The following is a 20,997-nucleotide window of genomic DNA, read 5'->3' on the forward strand; positions in this document are numbered from 1 at the left end:
CTCATGCTGATCGCCTCGCTTATCGCCCTGGTTCCTGTGCTGCTGCTGATACTGGGGGTATCGGCGATCTTCAGCGCGGGCGAGACCTCGATGACGGCCGCCTCGCGCGGCCGGATGCACCAGCTTGAGCGCGATGGCGACAAGGCGGCCAAGCGGGTCAACAAACTCCTGACCAACCAGGAAAAGATGATTGGCGCCATCCTGCTCCTGCAGAATGTGCTCAATATCGGTGCCTCCGCCATTGCCACCATCTCCATCGACCGCGCCATTCCCGGTCCGTGGGGCGCGGCAATCTCCACTGCCTTCATGACCGTGATGGTGCTGGTCTTCGCCGAAGTCCTGCCCAAGACCCTGGCCATAATGAAGCCGGATGATGTGGCCCGCTTCCTGTCACGCCCCGTAAGCTGGACCGTCTTCATCTTCGGACCGATCATCAATGCCGTGCAGTGGTTCGTGCGCGCCGTCCTGCGCCTGTTCGGCGTGCGCATGTCGATGGAGGTCGATGTGCTGGCGGCGCACGAGGAAATCCGCGGCGCCGTCGAATACCATCATGACGAAGGCGCCGTTCAGAGCGAAGACCGCAACATGTTCCGCGGCGTGCTTGACCTCGCCGAACTCGATGTCAGCCAGATCATGGTTCACCGCAAATCGATCGACATGATCGATGCCGACCTGCCGACCGAGCGCATCATCGATATTGCCCTGGGTTTCAGCCACACCCGCGTGCCGCTTTACAAGGACAACACCGAGAATATTATCGGCATCCTGCACGCCCGCGACCTGATGGCAGCGGTGATCCGTGCCAAGGGCGATATCAAAAGCGTCGATGTCATGGCCATCGTGCGCGAGCCGTGGTTCATCCCGGACACCACCAATCTTAAGGACCAACTGGCCGAATTCCGTCGCAAGAAGGCGCATTTCGCCTTAGTGGTTGATGAATATGGCGCCCTGCAGGGGCTGGTGACGCTGGAAGACATCCTGGAAGAGATCGTCGGTGAGATCGATGATGAACACGACGCCGTACTGACCGCCCTGCGCCGCCAGTCCGACGGATCAATCCATGTCGATGGCGACCTGGCCATACGCGACCTCAACCGCGCCATGGACTGGGAATTGCCCGACGAGGATGCCGTCACCATTGCCGGCCTGGTGATCCACGAGGCCCGCACCATCCCCGAACCGGGCCAGACCTTCATCTTCTATGGCCGCAAATTTCAGATCTTGCGCCGCCAGCGCAACCAGATCACGGCAATCAAGATTTCACCGGTCTAACGGAAGATCTGTAAATTTCAGACGCCTGAACCTTACCCGGAACTGCCTCATCGTTCCGGCCTTAAGAAAGACAGCTTATCCACAGATTACACAGATTACGCAGATTTTTCAGAGTTTAATGAGCAACCTCCAGAAACTTTGGCTGGAGCCAATGGCGCTTTCGCACCGATGGTCTCGCACTATACGTAAGGTTCTAAAATCTGTGTAATCTATGGATGAACTCTATCTTTTGCGTATTCCTTGAAACAAAAGGCCCGCCGGATCACTCCGACGGGCTTTGAATTTTCAGCGACACCCCGACTACTCGGCGGTCGTTTCTTCCGGCTCATCCTTGCCCTGGGCATGGAAAAGTGGCGAGATCATCTTGCCAAAGAAGTGCGATATCTCATCGATGATCGTGTAGGTCGCCGGCACGAACACCAGTGATAAGAGCGTCGAGGTGATCAGACCGCCGATCACCGTTACCGCCATCGGCTGGCGGAAGGCGTCATTGCCGACGGCTACCGGGATCATGCCGGCGCCCATGGCCACGGTGGTCATGACGATCGGACGCGCCCGTTTCTTGGCGGCCTCAAACAGAGCCTCGGTGCGCCCCATGCCCCCCTTGATCGCTACCATGGCGTATTCGACCAGCAGGATCGAGTTCTTGGCGGCGATACCAACCAACATGATCAGGCCGATATAGGTCGGCATCGACATGCTCATCTGCGCCAGGATCAGGCCGATGAAAGCCCCGCCAAAGCAAAGAGGCAGCGCCAGCAGGATGGTGAACGGGTGGCTGAACGAACCGAACAGCAGCACCAGTACCACATACATCAGGGCAATCCCGGTCAGGATGGCAGCGATGAAGTTCGGCACCATTTCGAGGAAGTCCTCTGTGTTCGGATTGGGCACAACCCGCACGCCTGGGATTTCACCCTTCTTGAGCTTGACCATGGTCGGTGTCGCCATGACAGCTTTATCGGCCGTACCATTGGGCACGCCGTTCAGGTCTGCATTAACCGTGGCCGAGCGGGTACGATCGATCCGGTTGATCTTGATCGGGCCGGCGCCGAACGTGATATCCGCCACAGCCGACAGAGGCACGGAAGTGCCGTACTTGGTCGGCACCATCAAGGTATTGAGGTTGTTGATATCGTAGCGGGCATCGGCCTTCAGCAGGACGCGGATCGGGATCTGTCGGTCGCCATCATTATATTTGGCCAGAATCTGGTCAATATCACCCATCGTGGCGACGCGCGCAGCAGAACTGATCGTGCTGGTCGAAACCCCCATCAGCGCCGCCTGGTCGGGCTTGGGCGTGATGACGACTTCCGGCTGCACAAGATTGTCCTCGGAATGGACATTGGTCAGTTCCTTGAGTGCTGCCATTTCCCGCAGCAACTGCTGCGAGGTGGAGGCCAGCAACTGTTCGTTATCCGACGCCAGGATATAGGCCACGCCGGTGCCGCCGCCGCCATCCTGGCCGAAGCTGCTGTGGATGCCGGGATACTTGCCCAGGGTCTTCGAGAATGCCTGTTCGAACTGGGTCTGCGAGAGCTTGCGCTCCTTTTTCGGCACGAGGTTGACTGTGATCGTGGCATTTTCCATGTTCATCACGGCATAGGTGCTGCGCACCTCCTTGTGGGTGGCCAGGTCGGCGACAATGCGCTTGACCACATTATCGGTTTCCTGCAGCGGCGTTCCAGGCGTCAGGGTCAGGCTCATGACCGACATCGACTGGTCGTCGGCCGGGATATTGTCGCTCGGAATCGTACTCAACAGGGCAATTGAGCCCGCAAAGAACATGATGCCGCCCAGGAACGGCGCCCAGCGCGCCCGCAGCAGTGAGGTCTTGAGGCGGACCGTCAGAATGATGGTGCCGATGACGCAGGCAAGGCCGACAAGTGCGATAACCCCGCCGATAATCTGCGACGGCAGTTCCGGCTTTATTATGTCACCGTCCGGGCCTGGGTGCGGGAATATGAAGCCCGACCCCATCGCCATGATGCCCAGCGAAAACAGCAGACCAAATTCGAGCGCCGCCCAGCGTGCCTTCATATAGGGTTTATAGAGGACGAAGAACAAAAGCAGGGTCACGCCGAAGACGCCGGCAGCCGCCATACCCATCGGCACCGCGCCCTTGGTCAGGTACTGGATCAGCAACATTACCGAAATCAGCGCGCCATGCATGAAGATGTACCAGCGCCACTTCAGGTGGCCCTCCAGACACCATTTCAGCATGGCCTGATAACCATCCATCCAGAACGGCTTGTCATGGTCGTGCTTCGGATTGGCGCGCAGCAGATAGGCGCCCATCAGCGGCGTGAGCGTTCGCGCCACCACAAGCGAGAAGAAGACGGATACACAGGACGCGATAGCAAAGCTCTTGAAGAATTGCCCAACGATGCCCGGCATGAACCCGGTGGGCGCGAACACGGCGATCAGGGTCGCGGTGGTCGCCACGACGGCCAGGCCGATTTCGTCGGCAGCTTCGATGGCCGCCTGATACGGCTTCTTGCCTTCGCGCATGTGCCGCACGATGTTTTCGATCTCGACGATGGCGTCGTCGACGAGAATACCGACGGTCAATGACAGGGCCAGCAGGGTCACCACGTTGAACGACTGGTTCAGCAGATGCATGACATAGAAGGTTGGCAACAGCGACATCGGCATGGCGACGGCGGAAACCAGGGTGGCCCGCCAGTCGCGCAGGAACAGCCAGACCACGAATACGGCTAGGAGTGCGCCGATCAGCAGGGCCTCCATCGAAGTGTCGTAGCTGCGCTGCACCTCTTTCACGGAGGAGGAAACCTCTTCGATCTGCACATTCGGATTGGAGGCTTTCAGCGCCTCCACGGCAGCGCGAACGCCTTCGGCGACCTTGACTTCTGACGTGGCACGGGTCCGCTGGATATTAAAGCCGACGACCTCATTGCCGTTATAGCGGGCGCGCGTCCGCGGCTCGGACCAGGTGTCACTGACCGTGGCGATATCGCCCAAGCGCACGCTGCCGCCATTGGACAGGGTGATGCGCGTATCCGAAAGCTGCTGGACGCTGCTGGCGCCACCGACCGTGCGGATGGTCTGCTCCGACGTGCCGGCATTGAAACGGCCGCCCGGCATGTTGACGTTGAAATTACGAAGTTGCTGGCTGATATCGCCTGCCGTCACACCCTGCGCCGCCAGCTTGGCGGGATCGAGTTCGATGCGGATTTCACGTTCAACCCCGCCGTCACGCGTCAGTTGCGACACGCCTTTAACGCCCAGGACCTTCTTGGCGACATCGTTATCGACATACCAGCTCAGGTCTTCCGGCGTCATGTTGGCGGCACGGATCGTATAGCTGAGCAGCGGCTGCCCCTGCGCATTCTCGACGCGCGACACAATCGGATCGAGCACATCGGACGGCAGGTTGGCCCGCACGCCAGCCACGGCGTTGCGCACATCGTTTGTCGCCTTTTCCAGGTCGGTTTCGAGCTGGAAGGTGATGACAGTGGTCGAGGCGCCTTCGTTGACAATCGACTGGATATGACGCACGCCGCCCAGGCCCGATACGGAATCCTCGACGATGCGCGTTACCTGGTTCTGCAGTTCGGTCGGCGCGGCGCCGGAGCGGACGACGGTGACGACCACGATCGGGAAGTCGATATCCGGCCAGTTGTTGATGCGCATCTGACCGAAGCCGAGGAAGCCGGCGATCGTCATGACGACAAAGAAAACAAGGGTCGGGATGGGATTGCGGATCGACCAGGATGAAATCTGGAAGCCACCGCCGCCGCTTTGCGCTGAAGATGCGGTTGACATGATCAGTGCTCTCCGCCCGCTGCCGTTGTGGCGGTGGCCTTGACCAGGTCGCCGTCATTCAGGAAGCCGGCGCCGGTCGTGACCACGCGGTCCCCTGCGACAAGCCCTTCCTTGACAATGACATCCTTCCCGCCGGTGGTTGTCCCCGCCACGATCTTGCGAAGATGTGCCTTGTTATCGCTTCCGATCACAAAGACCTGCGGCACATTCTCGTGATAGACAATGGCGTTCTGCGGGATCAGCAGCACATTTTGCGAACCGGCCGCGATCGTGCCGGAAGCAAACATACCCGGACGCAGGCCTGACTCCCACGGCACGCTGACGCGCGCATAGCCCAGGCGCGTGGCCGGATCGACCATCGGCGTAACGATGCGCACCGAGCCACTGACCGGGCCGGTGGATTCACTGGTCACCGTCACCGGCATACCAGCGGAAATATTGTGCAGGTCGCTTTCCACAACCTGCATGTTGAGTTCGATACGGCCATCGCGGACGATGCGGAACAGTTCGGCGCCCTGGCTGATATTCTGGCCCAGCACCGCCGTGCGGTGGGTAACGATGCCGGAAACCGGCGCACGGACCGTTGCCATATTGAGCTGAGTCTGGGCCGTCTGCATGGCGGCTTCCGTCGTCAGCTTGGCGGCCTCGGCATTATCGAGCGCGGCAGCCGACAGATAGCCTTGCTGGAACAGGGTCTGGGCGCGCAGGTAAGCCTTGTTCGACTGGTTGTAATTGGCTTGGGCCTGCTTGAGCTGGGCCTGGAGCAGAACGTCGTTCATTTTCAGCAGGGGCTGGCCCTGCTTGACGGTTTGCCCTTCATCAGCCAGCAGCGCCACGGCGGTCAGGCCACCGGTTTCGGCGCCGACGGCGACCTCCTGCCAGGCGCTGATCGTGCCGGTGCCCACCACCTGGACAGGCGCCGTATCCTGGCGCACCACGGCGAAATTGACGACCGCCGCATGGGATTCGGCCTTGCCGTCATCCTTTTTCTTGCTGCAGCCGCTGATGCCGGCGCCAATGACCAGCGCCATGGCGACGAACGCCACCACTGATCGTGACCGCGAACCGGCTTTCAGAGTTCCCCAAATCATGCCCATTGATCCTACTTTTATTTTCGTGCCGCGCTCCGACGGACACCATTGTTTCTTTACCGCACTCTGATGTGCGCCCCGTTGCCTGTCAACGAAAGGCGACATTACAAATCTTTCACGAACGCGCACCTCGGCAGGCGTCATTGCACCCGCATGACGCCGTTCTCGTTTGCTATATCATGAATTGGCAGAAAACTGTCAGCAGCTAAAACGCTGTAATGCCTGAAAAGAGGGTTAACCGAAGCGATAATCCTCGGGCTATTGCATATTTATGCCACCTGGGTCAGCTTACGCCTTCAGATCAAGGGAGAACGTCATGAGATGGCAAGGCGGACGCAGGGGCGGCGTTGAGGATCGTCGGGGCGGCGGTGGCGGCATGGGCCCGGTGGCCGGCGGCGGTGGACTGGTGCTCGTGGTCGTGGCGCTGATCGGCTATTTCGTATTCGGCATTGACCCGCAAACCATCATGAGCGCCGGCAGCCAGAGCGCGCCGACATCAGACGTGCAAGCTTCTACCGGCACACCCGGCGACGAGGAAGGCCAGTTCGCCGATGTCATCCACACCTCGGCCAATGATACCTGGCAGGCGCTTTTCCAGTCTGAGGGCAAGGACTTCCGCCCCTCCACCATCGTGCTTTATACGCAGGGCACGCCCACCGGCTGCGGCATGGGCGAAGCGGCCATGGGGCCCTTCTACTGCCCGGCCGACGAAAAGGTCTATATCGATCTCGATTTCTTCCGCACGCTCGATAATCAGCTCGGCGCGCCGGGTGATTTCGCCAAGGCCTATGTCATTGCCCATGAGGTCGGCCACCATATCCAGAAGCTGGAAGGCGCGAGCGATGCAGTCAGCCGCCAGGAGCAGCATCTGAGCAAGGCCGGTGCCAATGCCCTCTCCGTCAAGCTGGAACTCCAGGCCGACTGCTATGCCGGCGTCTGGGCCAAGCGCGCCAACGACAAGGAACACTGGATCGAGGCCGGCGACATCGACGAAGCCCTGGGCGCGGCCACGGCGGTGGGCGACGACACGCTACAGGAAAAGGCTCAAGGTCGTGTCGTGCCGGACAGCTTCACCCACGGCTCGGCCGCCCAGCGCACCCAATGGTTCAAGGCCGGCTTCCGCGCCGGTGATCCGGCGGATTGCCGTACCTTCGGCTAACGCGCCTCGATTGCCGGCAGGCTATTGATCGGCTCAATGGTGATGTTGCGGAAGAAGGTTTCCGCCCCTTCGGACTGCAACTGTATCGCGCCGTGCATAAGCGGCTCGCAGGGGGCTGTATCGCTGGCCTTGTCGCAGATGCCCCAGACCTCCATGACCGGGACGCCATTGACCACATGGACGGCGTGGTTGGCGAAGACGTAGAGATCGAGCGTATTCCACTGGCCGACCGGCTTGTCGGCATTGAAATTGTTTTCGATATTCCACAGGGCGGTATTGCCAATGGCTGAGCCTTTCGGCGCGCCGGCCATGAAGCGCTGCTTCGGATCAATGATTGACGGATCAATAGCCACGCTGGAATCAACCTGCAGACCGTTACCCACCGGCACCACCATGCCGACGCTGCCGGTCATGATCTCGAATTCGACCGCGCGCGACCAGGTGCCCCAGACCACACCAGGGGCGCCGTGGGTGTGATACAGCAGGCCATTGTTTTCCGGGTCGTTGAGGCGTGGCGCATATCGTTTGCCGCTCCATTTGTATTCCAGCCGCAGGTGATAGTTCTTGAAATCGCCCTTGTGGACCAGGCTGCCCCAGGTTTCGCCGCTGACACGCAGGGCGGGCGCACCATCCTCGGTTACCACCGTGAAGATATCCCCCTTGCCACCCGGACCGATCGGCTTTGCACCACCGGCATTATAGGTCACGGCCGGCTCCCTGTAGCCCAGCCAGGCCGTCCAGTCGTTCAAATCCTTGCCGTTGAACAGCGCTTCGGCCGGTCCGGTGGCCGGCGGAATATTTTTCAGCACCAGGGTTTGCGGATGGAAGACTGGCGCTTCGGCTCGCGCCACGCCCAGCCCGAACGCCAAGGCCAGCCCTGCAGTAGCGGCAACACGCTTCAACATATCTCTTCCCAACTTTTATATGACTGTACGCGATGGTAATCGATTACATATACATGCGTCAAGGAAAGGAAAAGCGTCTCTCAATGCGTGGTGGACTTGTTCAGCGCATCGTACATATTGATTTTCATGCCCCCCGGAACGGTCATGTCGCCGCCCTTCATATCGACCGGACAATCACCCAGCCGTTTGCCGATTACCGTGGTGGTCGATTTGCCGTCCCCGCTCAATGGCGGCTCCATGGTGGCGGCAATCGTTTGGTGATACTCGCTGTCGCTGATCATTTCCATGCGGATATGGCTGGTGACCTTGCGGCCTGACATTTGGCAAACCGAATCGACATCGACGGTTGTTCCGGTCTTTACGATATTACTTTGGGTGCATTGGGCATCGCCAGTGCCCTTCATGCCGACTTCAACCATCCGTTCGCTCAGGCCCTGATCTACGCAAAGCTTGCTGACCAGGCCCGCCGGCATTCCCGGCACCGAGGTCGTCATTTCCCACAGGCCAGGCTTCTGCGCCATCGGGCTGGCCTCCGCCAACGGGGCCGGTTTCGCCGCTTCAATGCCGGCTGACTGACTTTCAGGCGCCTTCGGCTTGCTGCAACCAACCATGCTGCCCAAGGCGGCGATCAGTATCAGAGCCGTAGTCAAACGCATAATTGTCATGAGGCGCCTCCTTCAAGTTGCGCCCTACCATACAACCGAAGAACGACGTTACAAACCCTTATTAACGAAACTTGGCCAGCACGAGCCCGGCCTTCAGTTTCACGCCGTCTCCCGTCACATAGTCACCCGGCTTCATACCGGCCGGACAATTCCCCAGACGTTTGCCGTCGGTGATCGTGACCTGGTTGCCGTGACCGGCAAACGCCGGTGAATACCGCGTCTCGACCGTCTGGTGGAAGGCGTCATTGCCGATGATATCGACATGAATATGCGAGGTCAGGGTGGTGTCATTGACCATGCAGACTGTATCGATATCGGCGCCGTTATCGCTCTTGGTGACCGAGCGCGCCGAACATTCGAGATGGGCCATTTCCGGTTTGCCCGGCAGATCATGGCCGATCAGGGCCAGCTTTTCCCCTTGTGCGTCATTGACGCAGATTTTCGACACCGAGCGCCCGCCCAGTTGCGGCAGGGTCTGGGTCAGTTGCCAAAGTCCCGCGCGTTGTCCCAGCCGGCTGACCTTGTAGGCCGGTGCGCTTTCGGACTCCGCCTCACTGGCCGCAGCACTTTCCGCCGCGGCCGATGCCGCTGCTGCCGATAGTCCGGCCCCGTCTTCGACAAAGGGCGTGCGCGGCGTTTCCGGCTTGTCGCAGCCCGTCACAAGGAAAGCTGTCACCCCCAGCATGACAAATTTCAACTTCATTGCGAGTCCGCCTCCGATGCCTGGCTGTCGCCATCCATCGACATGACCGGGGAGTAGCTGGCATAGGCCGCCGCCTCTTCGGCCGTCAGGCTGGCGGCGGGGCTTTCGCCGGCATCCGCCACGTCACCGGATGCCCCAGGGCGCGGACTGCAACCGCTGAGGATGCAAATGACCAGGCCGGACGCAATTAAACAGACAAACGGTTTCATACTTGACCTTTAAAGACACCCTATTTCCGAACATATTCACGAGATTGTAAAGACGAAATTCGGAAATGACGCTTCAAGTCGGCGAGATTGCAGGATCATCCGGCAGTTTCCAGTCAATCGGCGCATAGCCTTTCGAGACCAGAAAATCATTGGCGCGCGAAAAGGGTTTGGTGCCGAAGAAGCCATTATGGGCCGAAAGCGGTGACGGGTGCACCGACTTGATCACCAGATGTTTTGAGGTATCGACAAACGCCGCCTTTTTCTGCGCGTAGGAACCCCACAGAATGAACACCGCCGGCTGCGGCAGGTCATTGACCGCGCGGATCACCGCATCGGTGAACTTTTCCCAGCCCTTGCCCTGGTGGGCCGCCGCCATGCCCATTTCCACGGTCAGCACGCTGTTCAGCAGCAACACACCTTGTTTTGCCCAATGCTCCAGGAAGCCATGGCGCGCCGGCGGGATACCGAGATCACCTTGCAATTCCTTGTAGATATTGACCAGTGAGGGCGGGATGCGCACACCGGGCTTTACCGAGAATGACAGGCCGTGCGCCTGCCCTTCGCCGTGATAAGGATCCTGACCGAGGATGACCACGCGTACCTTTTCCGGCGGCGTCAGGTCGAGGGCGCGGAAATAGTCGCTCCCCTTCGGGAATATCCGCTTGCCCGCTGTGCGCTGTGCCTGAAGAAAAGCGCGCAGGTCGGCCATATAGGACTTGGAAAATTCCGGCGCCAGCAGAGCCTTCCAGCCGTCATCGAGTTTGATATCGCTCATGCGGACATCCGGCCCCGACTCCTGCCCTCTGTCAAGCGCTCAGGATTTCGTACAGGTGCCCGTCACCTTGCCCATGATATGCAGCGTTGAATCCTGTCCCGCGGTAGAGGCGGTCACATCGCCGCTGAAAGACTGCCCGTCATCGGCAAGGTTCAGCGAACCGGTGCCTTTGACGGCCGCGCAGTCCGTGGTCCAAGAGACCGTCTTGCCCACTTCACTGAATTGCTGACCCTCGCATTGCGGCCCCGTCACGACCACTGGTGGCGCCTTCAGGTCTTCCGGATTGGCGCAGAGGCTGGCGGTTTCGGTAGTCGGCGCCTGACCGGCAACCGTCGTGGTGGCGGTAATTTCCCACAGTGAATCCGGCCCCGGCAGAACTGGCGCATCGGTGACTTCCGTCGGCGTATCGGCCACGGCGGAGGCGGCCGTTGTCGGTTTTGGATCAGGTACAACCTGATCCATCACAGCGGGGGAAACGACGCCAAAGATAAACCCGGCAGCAGCCGTAAAGGCCAGGGCAAGGGTGGGACTCATGAACAAGGCTCCTGTCAAAACAAAAACCCCGCAATGCCGCCCACCGCCATATTAGGCCTGCAATCGGATCACGCCAAATCAAAAACACATCAAGCATTTGACATTTATTGATTTTTTATACGGCGCACCTTGCCTCGAAAGCCCTGGCCGATACACGCCTTACCATAAATTTGCAGGCTTTTAAGTGCTGCACCGGTCAACGACCTTGCCGTCCAGGCCGGTTGTCACCTCACCTTCCGGCGTCCGGACCGTGCTTTGACCTTCTACAGCCTTGCCGCCATGCGAGAATGTCCATTGGCCGGCGCCCTGCGCCACATCGCACTGGGATTTCCACGACACGACATCGCCATCACGCGTAAATTCCGGATCGCTGCACTTACCGCCGGTCAGATCCTTTGGCGGATTAAGCCAGCTATCCTCGGACATGCACATCCAGGTCGTGTTCTTGCTTGGCGCGCCATCGCCGGCTTGCGTCTCGACTTCGAGTTCCCATAAGCGGCCCTTTTCATAAGCCGAAGCTTCGGTCGCGCCCATGACTGCAAACAGCGCCGCAGCGGCGCTCAAAAGATACATATTGCGCAGCGTCATCTTTTCCTCCTGAAAAATCTCTGCCCCCTCAAATTGAGCTTACCCCACACAAAAAGGTCAATTCAAGCCAGCTCGCAGAGATTTGACACAGAACAAAATAAATTTACTATAGTTCACACTCACCCATAACCATCTTTATTTAAAAAATATACACTCACTAATCCATGTAATCAAAATTCATATACACAATAAATTATTTTAAATTTACAGACGTAATTCATGTATTCAAAATTGACACAATACCGACATAACATAATTGTGAAGGCGCGAAACGCGCCTCCGCGCTCGATGCAAATGAAACCGCCGTATATTGTATCAGATCGGTAAGTGTGTATTGTCACCACTTTGCAGTCATAACTTCATAAAAAACCGAGGCCGCTCGTGACTCTCCGCCCCTCCTCCACCCTTCGCGCCCTGCTGACCGGCACGGCCTGCCTGTTCCTGGCCAGTTCGGCACTGCCTGGCTATGCCGCCGATGATACGAAGGCCAAGCCGGATGCCGCCGCCGATAAAAAGGCCGACAAGGATGACGCCTTGCCGCCCCTGCCGGATGACAAGACCATCCACCAGTCGATCCAGCTTGACGGCAAGACGCTGAACTATGACGCCACGGTCGGCAGCATTCCGGTCCGCGATGCCAAGGGCAAGAAGATCGCCGATGTCGTCTTCACCGCCTATATCGTGCCTGGCAAAGCCCCTAGTCGCCCGGTGACCTTCGCCTTCAACGGCGGTCCCGGCGCTTCCTCGGTCTATCTCAACATGGGCGCTGTCGGCCCCAAGCGCGTCCAGTTCGGCGATGAAGGTGACTCGCCCTCCGATTCCAGCGTCACCACCGACAACCCCAATAGCTGGCTCGATATGACCGACCTCGTCTTCATCGATCCGGTCGGCACGGGCTATTCGCGCTCGCTGGAAGACGACGACACCACCAAAAAGGACTTCTGGTCCACTGAAGCCGATATCCAGTACCTGTCGCGCGTGGTCTATGACTGGCTGGTCAAGAACGGCCGGCTGCGTTCGCCGAAATACGTCATGGGCGAAAGCTACGGCGGTTACCGGGCGCCACGCATCGCCAATGCCCTGCAAACCCGCATGGGCGTCGGCGTTTCCGGCCTGATCATGGTGTCGCCTTATCTCGATCCGGCCGCCGTCGGTTCGGAAACCGCCCTGTCTCCCCTGCCGTGGATGATCAACCTGCCTTCCATGGCCGCCGCCAACCTCGAAAAGCAGGGCAAGCTGACTCCCGCCGCCATCGCCGAGGTCGAGCAATATGACCGCACCCAGTTCGTCACCGATTTCCTGGCCGGCCGTTCCGATCCGCAGGCCGTCAGCCGCCTGGTGGCCAAGGTATCGGAATATACCGGTCTCGATCCCGCCCTGGTGGCCCGCATGGATGGCCGCGTCGACAGCATGACCTTCGTGCGCGAAAGCCACCGCAATGAACGTAAGATTGGTAGCTGGTACGATTCCAATGTCACCGCCTATGATCCTTTCCCGGAATCGCCGAGCCAGAAATCCGGTGACCCGATCCTGAACGCCCTGCTGGCCCCAACCACCAGCGCCATGGTCGATTTCGTCACCCGCGAGGTCGGCTGGAAGACCGACGCCCACTATGAGGCCCTGTCCCCCGTTGTCGGTGAAAACTGGCAGCAATACCCCAACGAGGACAAGCCGGTCAGCGACCTGCGGCAGGCCATCGCCAACGATCCGAAAATGAAGGTGCTGATCGCCCATGGCTATAACGACCTCTCCTGTCCGTTCTTCACCTCGCGCCTGGTCATTGATCAATTGCCGACCTTCGGCGGCACGAAACAGGTCAAACTCTCCGTCTATCCCGGCGGCCATATGTTCTACAGCCGCGCCGGCAGTGGCGCAGCCTTCAAGGCCGACGCAAAGGCCCTTTACAGCAAGGATTAAGTCATGATCTTCCGCACCCTCACCTGCGCCGCCGCGCTTCTGGCACTGGCCGCCACGCCCGTCATAGCCAGGCCGAAGCCCGCCGCACCGGCTGCCAATGCACCCGTCACACCCATGACGCCGGATATTGCCCCGGCCTATGACAAGGTCCGGCCCGACGCTGATTTCGTCCGGCGCGTCGTCATGGTGCCGATGCGCGACGGCACCAAGCTCTATACCGTGATCGTCTTCAAGAAGGGCACCAAGGACGGCCCGATCCTTTTGTCGCGTACGCCCTATGACGCCAAGAGCACCATGGCGCGCACGGCGAGCCAGACGATCAAGGAAGTGCTGCCGGCGATGTACAATGAATTCGTCGATGACGGCTATGTCATCGTGACGCAGGATATCCGCGGCATTCATAATTCCGAGGGCACCTTCATCATGAATCGCCCGCTGGCCGGGCCGCTCAATGATACCAAGATCGATGAATCGACCGATGCCTATGACACCATCGACTGGCTGTCGAAGAATATCCCGGAATCGAACGGCAAGGTCGGTATCGTCGGCTCGTCCTACCTGGGCTTCACCTCGCTGATGGCCGAAATCAATCCGCATCCGGCACTCAAGGCCGCCGTGCCGCAAAGCCCGATGGTCGATGGCTGGATGGGTGACGACTGGTTCCATAACGGCGCCTTCCGCGTCAGCAGCTTCGACTATGCCCTGGAGCAAAGCACCGGCAAGGCCGAGGCCGGCGCCGCCATTCCCGGCGGCGCCGGCGACGATTACAACCGCTATCTTGACGCCGGTTCGGTCGGTGACTACGCCCGCAAGTGGGGCATTGACCAGGTGCCGTTTGTCCGCAAGCTGATGGAAAACCCGGCCTATACGACCTTCTGGTCAGGCCAGGCTGTCGATAAATGGATGGCTGAACAGCCGCTGAAGGTGCCAACCATGCTAGTTGTCGGCCAGTGGGACCAGGAAGATTCCTACGGCGCCCCGGCGGTCTACAAGGCGATCGAGCCCAAGGACACCAACAACGACATGGTGTCGCTGGTCATCGGACCCTGGCGCCATTCCGGCGTCAACCACTATGGCTATGACCTGGGCGCCCTGACCTTCACCGGTGACACCGCGCAAGAATTCCGCGTCAAATACATGAAGCCCTTCTTCGACCATTACCTGAAAGGCGCGCCCGACCCGAAGACCCCGCCGGTCCTGACCTATGCCACCGGCGTCAACCACTGGGACGAATCGCCCAAGTGGCCGATGGGCACTCTGACCCCGCTCTATATCGGTGATAACGCCACGGCGAATTTCGACAAACCGGCGGCGGCGGCGCATGACGATTACATCTCCGATCCGTCCAAGCCCGTGCCCTTCATCCCGCGCCCGATCAATATGGCCGATCCGACCCAGTGGAAGCCATGGCTGGTGCATGACCAGCGTTTCGTTTCCGATCGTCCGGATGTGCTAAGCTATACCAGCGCCCCGCTGGAAAAGGCCGTACATGTCATGGGCGCGCCGGAAGTCGATCTCTTCGCCGCCACCTCCGGCACGGACAGCGACTGGGTGGTCAAGATCATCGATGTATATCCCAATGAATCACCGGAAGACGCGACGCAAGGTTCCAAGCCCTCCATGGCCGGTTTTGAACTGCCCATGGGTATCGAAATCTTCCGCGGCCGTTATGTTCATGGCTTCGATAAACCGCAGGCCCTGACACCCGGTAAGGTCGAGGAATACAAATTCGCCCTGCCGAACATCGACCACGTCTTCCTGCCCGGACACCGCATGATGATCCAGGTGCAGTCATCGCTGTTCCCGCTCTACGACCGTAACCCGCAGACCTTTGTCGAAAATATCTTCAACGCCAAGGCTTCGGACTACAAGGCGGCGACGGAAAGTGTTTATCGCGGGGCGGATACCGCCTCGGCGGTCTGGCTGCCGATTGTGAAAGAGTAACGATCTAATAATCTCCCCCTCTTGGAGGGGGAGCTGGATTTTTGGTGAAACCAAAAAGACAGAGGGGGTAAACAGACGCTGGCTTACCCCCTGTCGTCTTCAGCTAATCGCCGAAGCCAACCTCCCCTCCAAGAGGGGGAGAGCTAAACATTACTGCACCGTCGCCGAAACAGGCGCAGCCGCCTTGGCTGCGACCGCTGCTTCATACTGCGCGTGTTCCTCGTCGCGCTCCGTCTTCCATGCCTTGAGCAGGACGGCGCGGCGTTTCGGATAGCGATTTTCCAGCGGTGACCAGGAAATGATCCGGTCCGCCCGCAAATGGCGGAAGGCCTGGCGCATCTCGCACCACACCACCACCATGCGGATATGCTCGAAGAAGCCCAGCGCGATCGGCCAGACCACCCGGTCGGTCGTCACCTCCTTGAGGTCGGTATAGCGCACCTCGACCCGGCACTCGCTGCGGATCGAAGCGCGGATATCGCCGAGATCGATCCGGCTCGGCGGCGTCGACCAGCTCGGCACGACCAGCAGGCCGGAGGTATCGATTTCGTCGGCCAGATCCTTCGGCAGGACGGCGACAATCTTGGTCAGGGCGTTCTGCGCCGCCGCCCCCAGCCGGGCATCACCGCGATCGGCCACCCAGCGCACGCCAAGCACCAGCGCTTCCAGTTCTTCCTGACTGAGCATGAGTGGCGGCAACATGTAGCCCGGCCGCAGCACATAGCCGACGCCTGGCTCGCCTTCGATATGCGCCCCCTGAGCCTGCAATGCGCCGATGTCGCGGTAAAGCGTGCGCAGGGAAATATCGAGCTCGCGCGCCAGTTCTGCCCCTGAAACGGGATAGCGATGGCGGCGCAGCAGTTGCAGCAGGTCCAGCAGGCGGGTGGCGCGTGACATGACGGCATCCTTTGGTCAGGTGGGCTCAGGTACGCGATACTGACACCTTCCTACTATCCACCTGATGACACTTTCTGTCAGCATAATTCCGGCGAGGCCGCAAATATTGTGAACGCTTGACTCTGACCCGATATCATACATACTGGTTGGTATGGAAGCACATTCATCCCCCCGCCGCAATGCCAGCCACACCCGCGAACGCCTGCTCAATGCCGCCTTTGAGGAGGTATATCATTCCGGCTTTCGCGGCAGCGACCTGAATACCATCCTGGCGAAGGCCGGCGTCACCAAGGGGGCGCTCTATCATCACTTCGATGGCAAGGACGCGCTCGGTCATGCGATCGTGGAAAATGTCATCGCCAAAATCACGCAAGATAAATGGCTGGCGCCGCTTGATGATGTCGATGACCCGATTGACGCCCTGATCGGCATACTGGATAGCACCGGCACCTCCGAGGCCGAAGTCAATGGCGGCTGCCCGCTCAACAACCTGGCACAGGAAATGTCGCCGCTTGATGAAGGCTTTCGCCTGCGCCTGTCGGAAATCTTCACCAACTGGATCGACGGCGTGACCGATGCCCTGCGGCTGGGCCAGGTCAATGGCAAGGTCCGGCGCGATATCGATCCACGCGAGACCGCGACCTTCTTCGTCGCCAGTTATGAGGGCTATATCTCCCTGGCCAAGACAGCGCAGGACGCCCGCGTTCTGCGCTCCGGCATCAGGCAGTTGCGCGTTTACCTGGAAGGGTTGCGCCCCCCGATCAAGACAGCGTGAGTTGACGCCAATCTTTACGCAGACGTAAATAACCTGTGGCTTGACCACAATGGTTTCAATTGATACGGTCAAGCAAAACAGACAGGGATATTTCTATGACGATTGCATCCGCGGGCGCGAAATTCCGCGCGGCCCTGGCCGCTGAAAAGCCCTTGCAGGTCATAGGCGCCATCAATGCCAATCATGCCCTGCTGGCCAAACGCGCCGGTTACAAGGCCATCTATCTCAGCGGCGGCGGTGTGGCGGCCGGATCGCTGGGGATGCCCGATCTCGGCATCAATACGCTCGATGACGTGCTGATCGATATCCGCCGCATCACTGATGTCTGCGACCTGCCGCTGATGGTCGATATCGATACCGGCTTTGGCCCCTCGGCTTTCAATATCGAACGCACGGTCAAGTCGCTGATCAAGTTCGGCGCTGCCGCCTGTCATATCGAGGATCAGGTCGGCGCCAAGCGCTGCGGCCACCGTCCCGGCAAGGAAATTGTCTCCACCTCGGAAATGGCCGATCGCGTCAAGGCCGCCGCCGATGCCAAAACCGACCCCGATTTTTTCCTGATTGCCCGTACCGACGCCATTGCCGTCGATGGGGTGGACGCCGCCATCGAACGCGCTGTCAGATGCGTCGAAGCCGGCGCGGACGGCATCTTCGCCGAAGCCGCCTATGACCTCGAGACCTATCGCCGCTTTGTCGATGCCGTGAAGGTGCCGGTACTCGCCAATATCACCGAATTCGGCAAAACGCCGCTGTTTACGCGCGACGAACTGGGCGAAGCTGGCGTCGCTATTCAGCTCTATCCACTGTCTGCCTTTCGCGCCATGAACAAGGCGGCGGAAAATGTCTATGAAGCCATCCGCCGCGATGGCCACCAGAAGACCGTACTCGATACCATGCAGACGCGCGAGGAACTGTATGACCGCATCGGATATTACGCCTTTGAAGACCGCCTCGACGCCCTCTTCAACACCAATAAATTAAAGTAAACAGGAACAAGGAAATGCCTCATGGACGGAGACATCCAGCCCGGCTTTAAGCCCAAGAAATCCGTGGCCCTGTCCGGCCAAATCGCCGGCAATACCGCCCTGTGTACGGTCGGTCGCACCGGCAATGACCTGGCCTATCGCGGTTACGACATTCTCGACCTGGCCGCGACCTCGGAGTTTGAAGAGATCGCCTACCTGCTGATCCACGGCAAGCTGCCCAATGTCAGCGAACTCAGCGCCTACAAGACCCGGCTGAAATCCCTGCGCGGCCTGCCTGCCACGCTCAAGGCGGTGCTGGAAAGCCTGCCCTATTCGACCCATCCGATGGACGTGCTGCGCACCGGTGTATCCGTGCTGGGCTGCCAGTCGGCGGAACGCGAGGATCATAACCACCCCGGCGCGCGCGATATTGCCGACAAGCTGCTGGCCAGCTTAGGCTCCATGCTGCTCTACTGGTATCAGTTCAGCCATAACGGCAAGCGCATCGAGGTCGAGACCGATGACGACTCGATCGGCGGCCATTTCCTGCACATGCTGCACGGCAAGCCGCCACCGCTCTCGTGGGTGGACGCCATGCACACCTCCCTGATCCTTTATGCCGAGCATGAGTTCAATGCCTCAACCTTTGCCGCCCGCGTCATCGCCGGCACGGGATCGGATTTCTATTCGTGCATCATTGGCGGCATCGGCGCCCTGCGCGGCCCCAAGCACGGCGGCGCCAACGAGGTCGCCTTTGATATCCAGAAACGCTACGATAATCCGGACGAGGCCGAGGCCGATATCCGCGCCCGCGTCGAGCGGAAAGAGGTCATTATCGGTTTCGGCCATCCGGTCTATACGGTTTCCGATCCGCGCAATGTGGTGATCAAGGAGGTGGCCCGCCGCCTTTCCGCAGAGCAGAACTCTATGAAAATGTTCAACATCGCCGAGCGGCTGGAAAGCGTGATGTGGGACGCTAAGCGCATGTTCCCCAATCTCGACTGGTTTTCGGCGGTCAGCTACCACATGATGGGCGTGCCGACCGATATGTTCACGCCCCTGTTCGTCATCTCGCGTACCGCCGGCTGGTCGGCCCATATCATCGAACAACGCCAGGACGGAAAGATCATCCGCCCCAATGCCCACTATACCGGCCCGGAGGATCGCCCCTTCGTGCCGCTGAAAGACCGTCCTTAAATTTTCTCCTCCCTTGCGAGCGTCTTGGCGAAGCGGGGGAGGTGTCACGGCGAAGTCCGTGACGGAGGGGGCAACCCCAACCGTCCGAAAGCCCCCTCCGGCGAGACAAGCTCGCCACCTCCCCCCTTACACAGGGGAGGAGAAGTAGAAGAGACCCCAAATGTCCGCCCATATTCCTAACGAACGTCCCGCCCCCGATACCGTCCTCACCGATATCGTCGATTATGTCCTGAACTACGAAATCACTTCCGACCTCGCCTACGAGACCGCCCGCAACTGCCTGATCGACACCCTCGGCTGTGGGCTGGAAGCGCTCGACTATCCCGCCTGCACCAAGCTGATGGGCCCGATCGTCCCCGGCACCATCGTGCCCAATGGCGCCAAGGTGCCCGGCACCCAGTTCCAGCTCGATCCGGTTCAGGCCGCCTTCAACATCGGCGCCATGATCCGCTGGCTCGATTTCAACGACACCTGGCTGGCGGCCGAATGGGGCCATCCGTCCGATAATCTCGGCGGCATACTGGCGGTGGCCGACTGGCTGTCGCGCACCGCGGTCTCTGCCGGGAAAAAGCCATTGCTCATGCGCGACATACTGACTGCCATGATCAAGGCGCACGAGATTCAGGGCTGCCTGGCCCTGGAAAACAGTTTCAATAAGGTCGGTCTCGATCATGTGGTGCTGGTCAAGGTGGCCTCCACAGCCGTGGTGGCACAGATGCTGAGCCTCGACCGCGAAGAGATCATCAATGCCGTGTCGTTGGCCTGGGTCGATGGCCAAAGTTTACGCACCTATCGTCATTCGCCGAATACCGGTTCGCGCAAGTCCTGGGCCGCCGGTGACGCCACGGCGCGCGGTGTCCGCCTGGCTCTGATGGCCGCCAAGGGCGAGATGGGCTACCCGTCCGTGCTGACGGCCAAAACCTGGGGCTTCTATGATGTGCTCTTCAAGGGCCAGCCGTTCAAATTCCAGCGCCCTTATAGCGCCTATGTGATGGAACATATCCTGTTCAAGATCAGCTTCCCGGCCGAGTTCCATTCCCAGACTGCCGTCGAAGCCGCTATGATGCTGCATCACAAGCTGGCCACCATCGGCAAGACGAGCGAGGATATCCGGCGCATCACCATCCGCACGCACGAAGCCTGCATCCGCATCATCGACAAGAAAGGCAAGCTGGACAATCCGGCCGACCGCGATCACTGCATCCAGTACATGGTCGCCGTGCCGCTGATCTTCGGCCGCCTGACCGCCGCCGATTACGAGGACAGCGTGGCTGCCGATCCGCGCATCGATGCCCTGCGCGACAAGATCGCATGTGTTGAAGACCCGCAATTCACCGCAGATTATCATGATCCTGACAAGCGTTCGATTGCCAATGCCCTGACCATTGAACTGAACGACGGCACTATGCTGGATGAAGTCGTGGTGGAATACCCCATCGGCCACAAGCGCCGCCGCACTGACGGCATTCCCCTGCTGGAGGCCAAGTTCCGCACCAATCTGGCGCGCCGTTTCCCGGCAAAACAACAGGCCGCCATCCTCAGGGTCAGCCTCGATCAGCAGGCGCTGGAAGCCATGCCGGTCAATGAGTATGTCGATCTATATGTGATCTGACAA

18 protein-coding genes are annotated in these 20,997 nt (G+C 59.7%); 8 read left to right on the forward strand and 10 right to left on the reverse strand.

The annotated features are described in order from the left end of the window. Positions 1 to 3 precede the first annotated feature (3 nt). A complete protein-coding gene (locus BLO49_RS04060) occupies positions 4 to 1,272 on the forward strand; it encodes an HlyC/CorC family transporter (protein WP_090644489.1) in 1,269 nt (422 codons plus the stop codon). Positions 1,273 to 1,572: 300 nt separating this feature from the next. On the opposite strand, the gene BLO49_RS18570 is transcribed toward BLO49_RS04060, so the two are convergent. Further along, complete coding sequence (locus tag BLO49_RS18570) at positions 1,573 to 5,058, reverse strand: efflux RND transporter permease subunit (protein WP_245678850.1); 3,486 nt, start codon at positions 5,056 to 5,058, stop codon at positions 1,573 to 1,575. Positions 5,059 to 5,060: 2 nt separating this feature from the next. After that, positions 5,061 to 6,149 carry an efflux RND transporter periplasmic adaptor subunit gene (locus BLO49_RS04070; protein ID WP_245678851.1) on the reverse strand — a complete coding sequence of 363 codons (1,089 nt, stop codon included), beginning with the start codon at positions 6,147 to 6,149 and terminating at the stop codon, positions 5,061 to 5,063. Between the two features lie 316 nt (positions 6,150 to 6,465). On the opposite strand from BLO49_RS04070, the gene ypfJ reads away from it, so the two are divergent. Then, positions 6,466 to 7,308, forward strand: coding sequence for a KPN_02809 family neutral zinc metallopeptidase (gene ypfJ, locus BLO49_RS04075; protein WP_090644495.1), 843 nt, complete (start codon positions 6,466 to 6,468; stop codon positions 7,306 to 7,308). On the opposite strand, the gene BLO49_RS04080 is transcribed toward ypfJ, so the two are convergent. The 7 genes from BLO49_RS04080 to BLO49_RS04105 form a co-directional block, all read right to left on the reverse strand. Continuing rightward, complete coding sequence (locus BLO49_RS04080) at positions 7,305 to 8,213, reverse strand: 3-keto-disaccharide hydrolase (protein WP_090644497.1); 909 nt, start codon at positions 8,211 to 8,213, stop codon at positions 7,305 to 7,307. The genes ypfJ and BLO49_RS04080 overlap by 4 nt on opposite strands. 80 nt (positions 8,214 to 8,293) lie before the next feature. Beyond that, positions 8,294 to 8,878 (reverse strand): DUF3617 domain-containing protein, encoded by a 585-nt coding sequence (locus BLO49_RS04085; RefSeq protein WP_090644500.1) that lies wholly within the window; start codon positions 8,876 to 8,878, stop codon positions 8,294 to 8,296. Between the two features lie 61 nt (positions 8,879 to 8,939). Continuing rightward, positions 8,940 to 9,581, reverse strand: a complete 642-nt coding sequence (locus BLO49_RS04090) for a DUF3617 domain-containing protein (protein ID WP_090644504.1) — start codon at positions 9,579 to 9,581, stop codon at positions 8,940 to 8,942. Next, the gene (locus tag BLO49_RS18125; RefSeq protein ID WP_139159613.1) at positions 9,578 to 9,790 is read right to left on the reverse strand and encodes a DUF3012 domain-containing protein; all 213 of its coding nucleotides are present in this window, start codon (positions 9,788 to 9,790) and stop codon (positions 9,578 to 9,580) included. The genes BLO49_RS04090 and BLO49_RS18125 overlap by 4 nt, the downstream gene beginning before the upstream one ends. Before the next feature lie 73 nt (positions 9,791 to 9,863). After that, on the reverse strand, positions 9,864 to 10,565 hold the full coding sequence (gene ung, locus BLO49_RS04095) for a uracil-DNA glycosylase (RefSeq protein WP_090644506.1): 702 nt from the start codon (positions 10,563 to 10,565) through the stop codon (positions 9,864 to 9,866). Between the two features lie 39 nt (positions 10,566 to 10,604). Further along, positions 10,605 to 11,099 (reverse strand): DUF3617 domain-containing protein, encoded by a 495-nt coding sequence (locus BLO49_RS04100; protein ID WP_090644509.1) that lies wholly within the window; start codon positions 11,097 to 11,099, stop codon positions 10,605 to 10,607. Between the two features lie 180 nt (positions 11,100 to 11,279). Then, a complete protein-coding gene (locus BLO49_RS04105; protein WP_090644513.1) occupies positions 11,280 to 11,687 on the reverse strand; it encodes a DUF3617 family protein in 408 nt (135 codons plus the stop codon). 381 nt (positions 11,688 to 12,068) lie between these two features. Between BLO49_RS04105 and BLO49_RS04110 the strand changes: the two genes are divergently transcribed. Then, the gene (locus BLO49_RS04110; protein ID WP_090644515.1) at positions 12,069 to 13,604 is read left to right on the forward strand and encodes a S10 family peptidase; all 1,536 of its coding nucleotides are present in this window, start codon (positions 12,069 to 12,071) and stop codon (positions 13,602 to 13,604) included. Positions 13,605 to 13,607: 3 nt separating this feature from the next. Further along, positions 13,608 to 15,548: a CocE/NonD family hydrolase gene (locus BLO49_RS04115; RefSeq protein ID WP_090644518.1), complete on the forward strand. Its 1,941-nt coding sequence runs from the start codon at positions 13,608 to 13,610 to the stop codon at positions 15,546 to 15,548. Between the two features lie 150 nt (positions 15,549 to 15,698). Here the strand turns inward: BLO49_RS04115 and BLO49_RS04120 are convergent, their stop codons facing one another. Next, positions 15,699 to 16,445: a helix-turn-helix transcriptional regulator gene (locus BLO49_RS04120; protein WP_090644521.1), complete on the reverse strand. Its 747-nt coding sequence runs from the start codon at positions 16,443 to 16,445 to the stop codon at positions 15,699 to 15,701. 151 nt (positions 16,446 to 16,596) lie between these two features. Here BLO49_RS04120 and BLO49_RS04125 point away from each other — a divergent pair, with 151 nt between their 5' ends. From BLO49_RS04125 to BLO49_RS04140, 4 genes are all read left to right on the forward strand, one after another. Next, on the forward strand, positions 16,597 to 17,220 hold the full coding sequence (locus tag BLO49_RS04125; protein ID WP_090644523.1) for a TetR/AcrR family transcriptional regulator: 624 nt from the start codon (positions 16,597 to 16,599) through the stop codon (positions 17,218 to 17,220). Positions 17,221 to 17,315: 95 nt separating this feature from the next. Further along, entirely contained in the window at positions 17,316 to 18,206 is an 891-nt protein-coding gene (prpB, locus tag BLO49_RS04130) for a methylisocitrate lyase (protein WP_090644526.1), read from the forward strand. Between the two features lie 21 nt (positions 18,207 to 18,227). After that, positions 18,228 to 19,382 (forward strand): bifunctional 2-methylcitrate synthase/citrate synthase, encoded by a 1,155-nt coding sequence (gene prpC / locus BLO49_RS04135; protein WP_090644529.1) that lies wholly within the window; start codon positions 18,228 to 18,230, stop codon positions 19,380 to 19,382. A 160-nt stretch (positions 19,383 to 19,542) separates the two neighbouring features. Beyond that, positions 19,543 to 20,994: a bifunctional 2-methylcitrate dehydratase/aconitate hydratase gene (locus tag BLO49_RS04140; RefSeq protein ID WP_090644532.1), complete on the forward strand. Its 1,452-nt coding sequence runs from the start codon at positions 19,543 to 19,545 to the stop codon at positions 20,992 to 20,994. The last annotated feature ends 3 nt before the right edge of the window (positions 20,995 to 20,997 follow it).

It is taken from the genome of Asticcacaulis taihuensis, from assembly GCF_900100255.1.
GTDB classification, from domain to species: Bacteria; Pseudomonadota; Alphaproteobacteria; order Caulobacterales; family Caulobacteraceae; genus Asticcacaulis; species Asticcacaulis taihuensis.

What these genes read in the sequence shown, in the direction of transcription:
- BLO49_RS04060 (WP_090644489.1), top strand. Translation starts at nt 4, where the DNA reads ATGCTGATCGCCTCGCTTATCGCCCTGGTTCCTGTGCTGCTGCTGATA.
- BLO49_RS18570 (WP_245678850.1), bottom strand. Translation starts at nt 5,058, where the DNA reads ATGTCAACCGCATCTTCAGCGCAAAGCGGCGGCGGTGGCTTCCAGATT.
- BLO49_RS04070 (WP_245678851.1), bottom strand. Translation starts at nt 6,149, where the DNA reads ATGATTTGGGGAACTCTGAAAGCCGGTTCGCGGTCACGATCAGTGGTG.
- ypfJ (WP_090644495.1), top strand. Translation starts at nt 6,466, where the DNA reads ATGAGATGGCAAGGCGGACGCAGGGGCGGCGTTGAGGATCGTCGGGGC.
- BLO49_RS04080 (WP_090644497.1), bottom strand. Translation starts at nt 8,213, where the DNA reads ATGTTGAAGCGTGTTGCCGCTACTGCAGGGCTGGCCTTGGCGTTCGGG.
- BLO49_RS04085 (WP_090644500.1), bottom strand. Translation starts at nt 8,878, where the DNA reads ATGACAATTATGCGTTTGACTACGGCTCTGATACTGATCGCCGCCTTG.
- BLO49_RS04090 (WP_090644504.1), bottom strand. Translation starts at nt 9,581, where the DNA reads ATGAAGTTGAAATTTGTCATGCTGGGGGTGACAGCTTTCCTTGTGACG.
- BLO49_RS18125 (WP_139159613.1), bottom strand. Translation starts at nt 9,790, where the DNA reads ATGAAACCGTTTGTCTGTTTAATTGCGTCCGGCCTGGTCATTTGCATC.
- ung (WP_090644506.1), bottom strand. Translation starts at nt 10,565, where the DNA reads ATGAGCGATATCAAACTCGATGACGGCTGGAAGGCTCTGCTGGCGCCG.
- BLO49_RS04100 (WP_090644509.1), bottom strand. Translation starts at nt 11,099, where the DNA reads ATGAGTCCCACCCTTGCCCTGGCCTTTACGGCTGCTGCCGGGTTTATC.
- BLO49_RS04105 (WP_090644513.1), bottom strand. Translation starts at nt 11,687, where the DNA reads ATGACGCTGCGCAATATGTATCTTTTGAGCGCCGCTGCGGCGCTGTTT.
- BLO49_RS04115 (WP_090644518.1), top strand. Translation starts at nt 13,608, where the DNA reads ATGATCTTCCGCACCCTCACCTGCGCCGCCGCGCTTCTGGCACTGGCC.
- BLO49_RS04120 (WP_090644521.1), bottom strand. Translation starts at nt 16,445, where the DNA reads ATGTCACGCGCCACCCGCCTGCTGGACCTGCTGCAACTGCTGCGCCGC.
- BLO49_RS04125 (WP_090644523.1), top strand. Translation starts at nt 16,597, where the DNA reads ATGGAAGCACATTCATCCCCCCGCCGCAATGCCAGCCACACCCGCGAA.
- prpB (WP_090644526.1), top strand. Translation starts at nt 17,316, where the DNA reads ATGACGATTGCATCCGCGGGCGCGAAATTCCGCGCGGCCCTGGCCGCT.
- prpC (WP_090644529.1), top strand. Translation starts at nt 18,228, where the DNA reads ATGGACGGAGACATCCAGCCCGGCTTTAAGCCCAAGAAATCCGTGGCC.
- BLO49_RS04140 (WP_090644532.1), top strand. Translation starts at nt 19,543, where the DNA reads ATGTCCGCCCATATTCCTAACGAACGTCCCGCCCCCGATACCGTCCTC.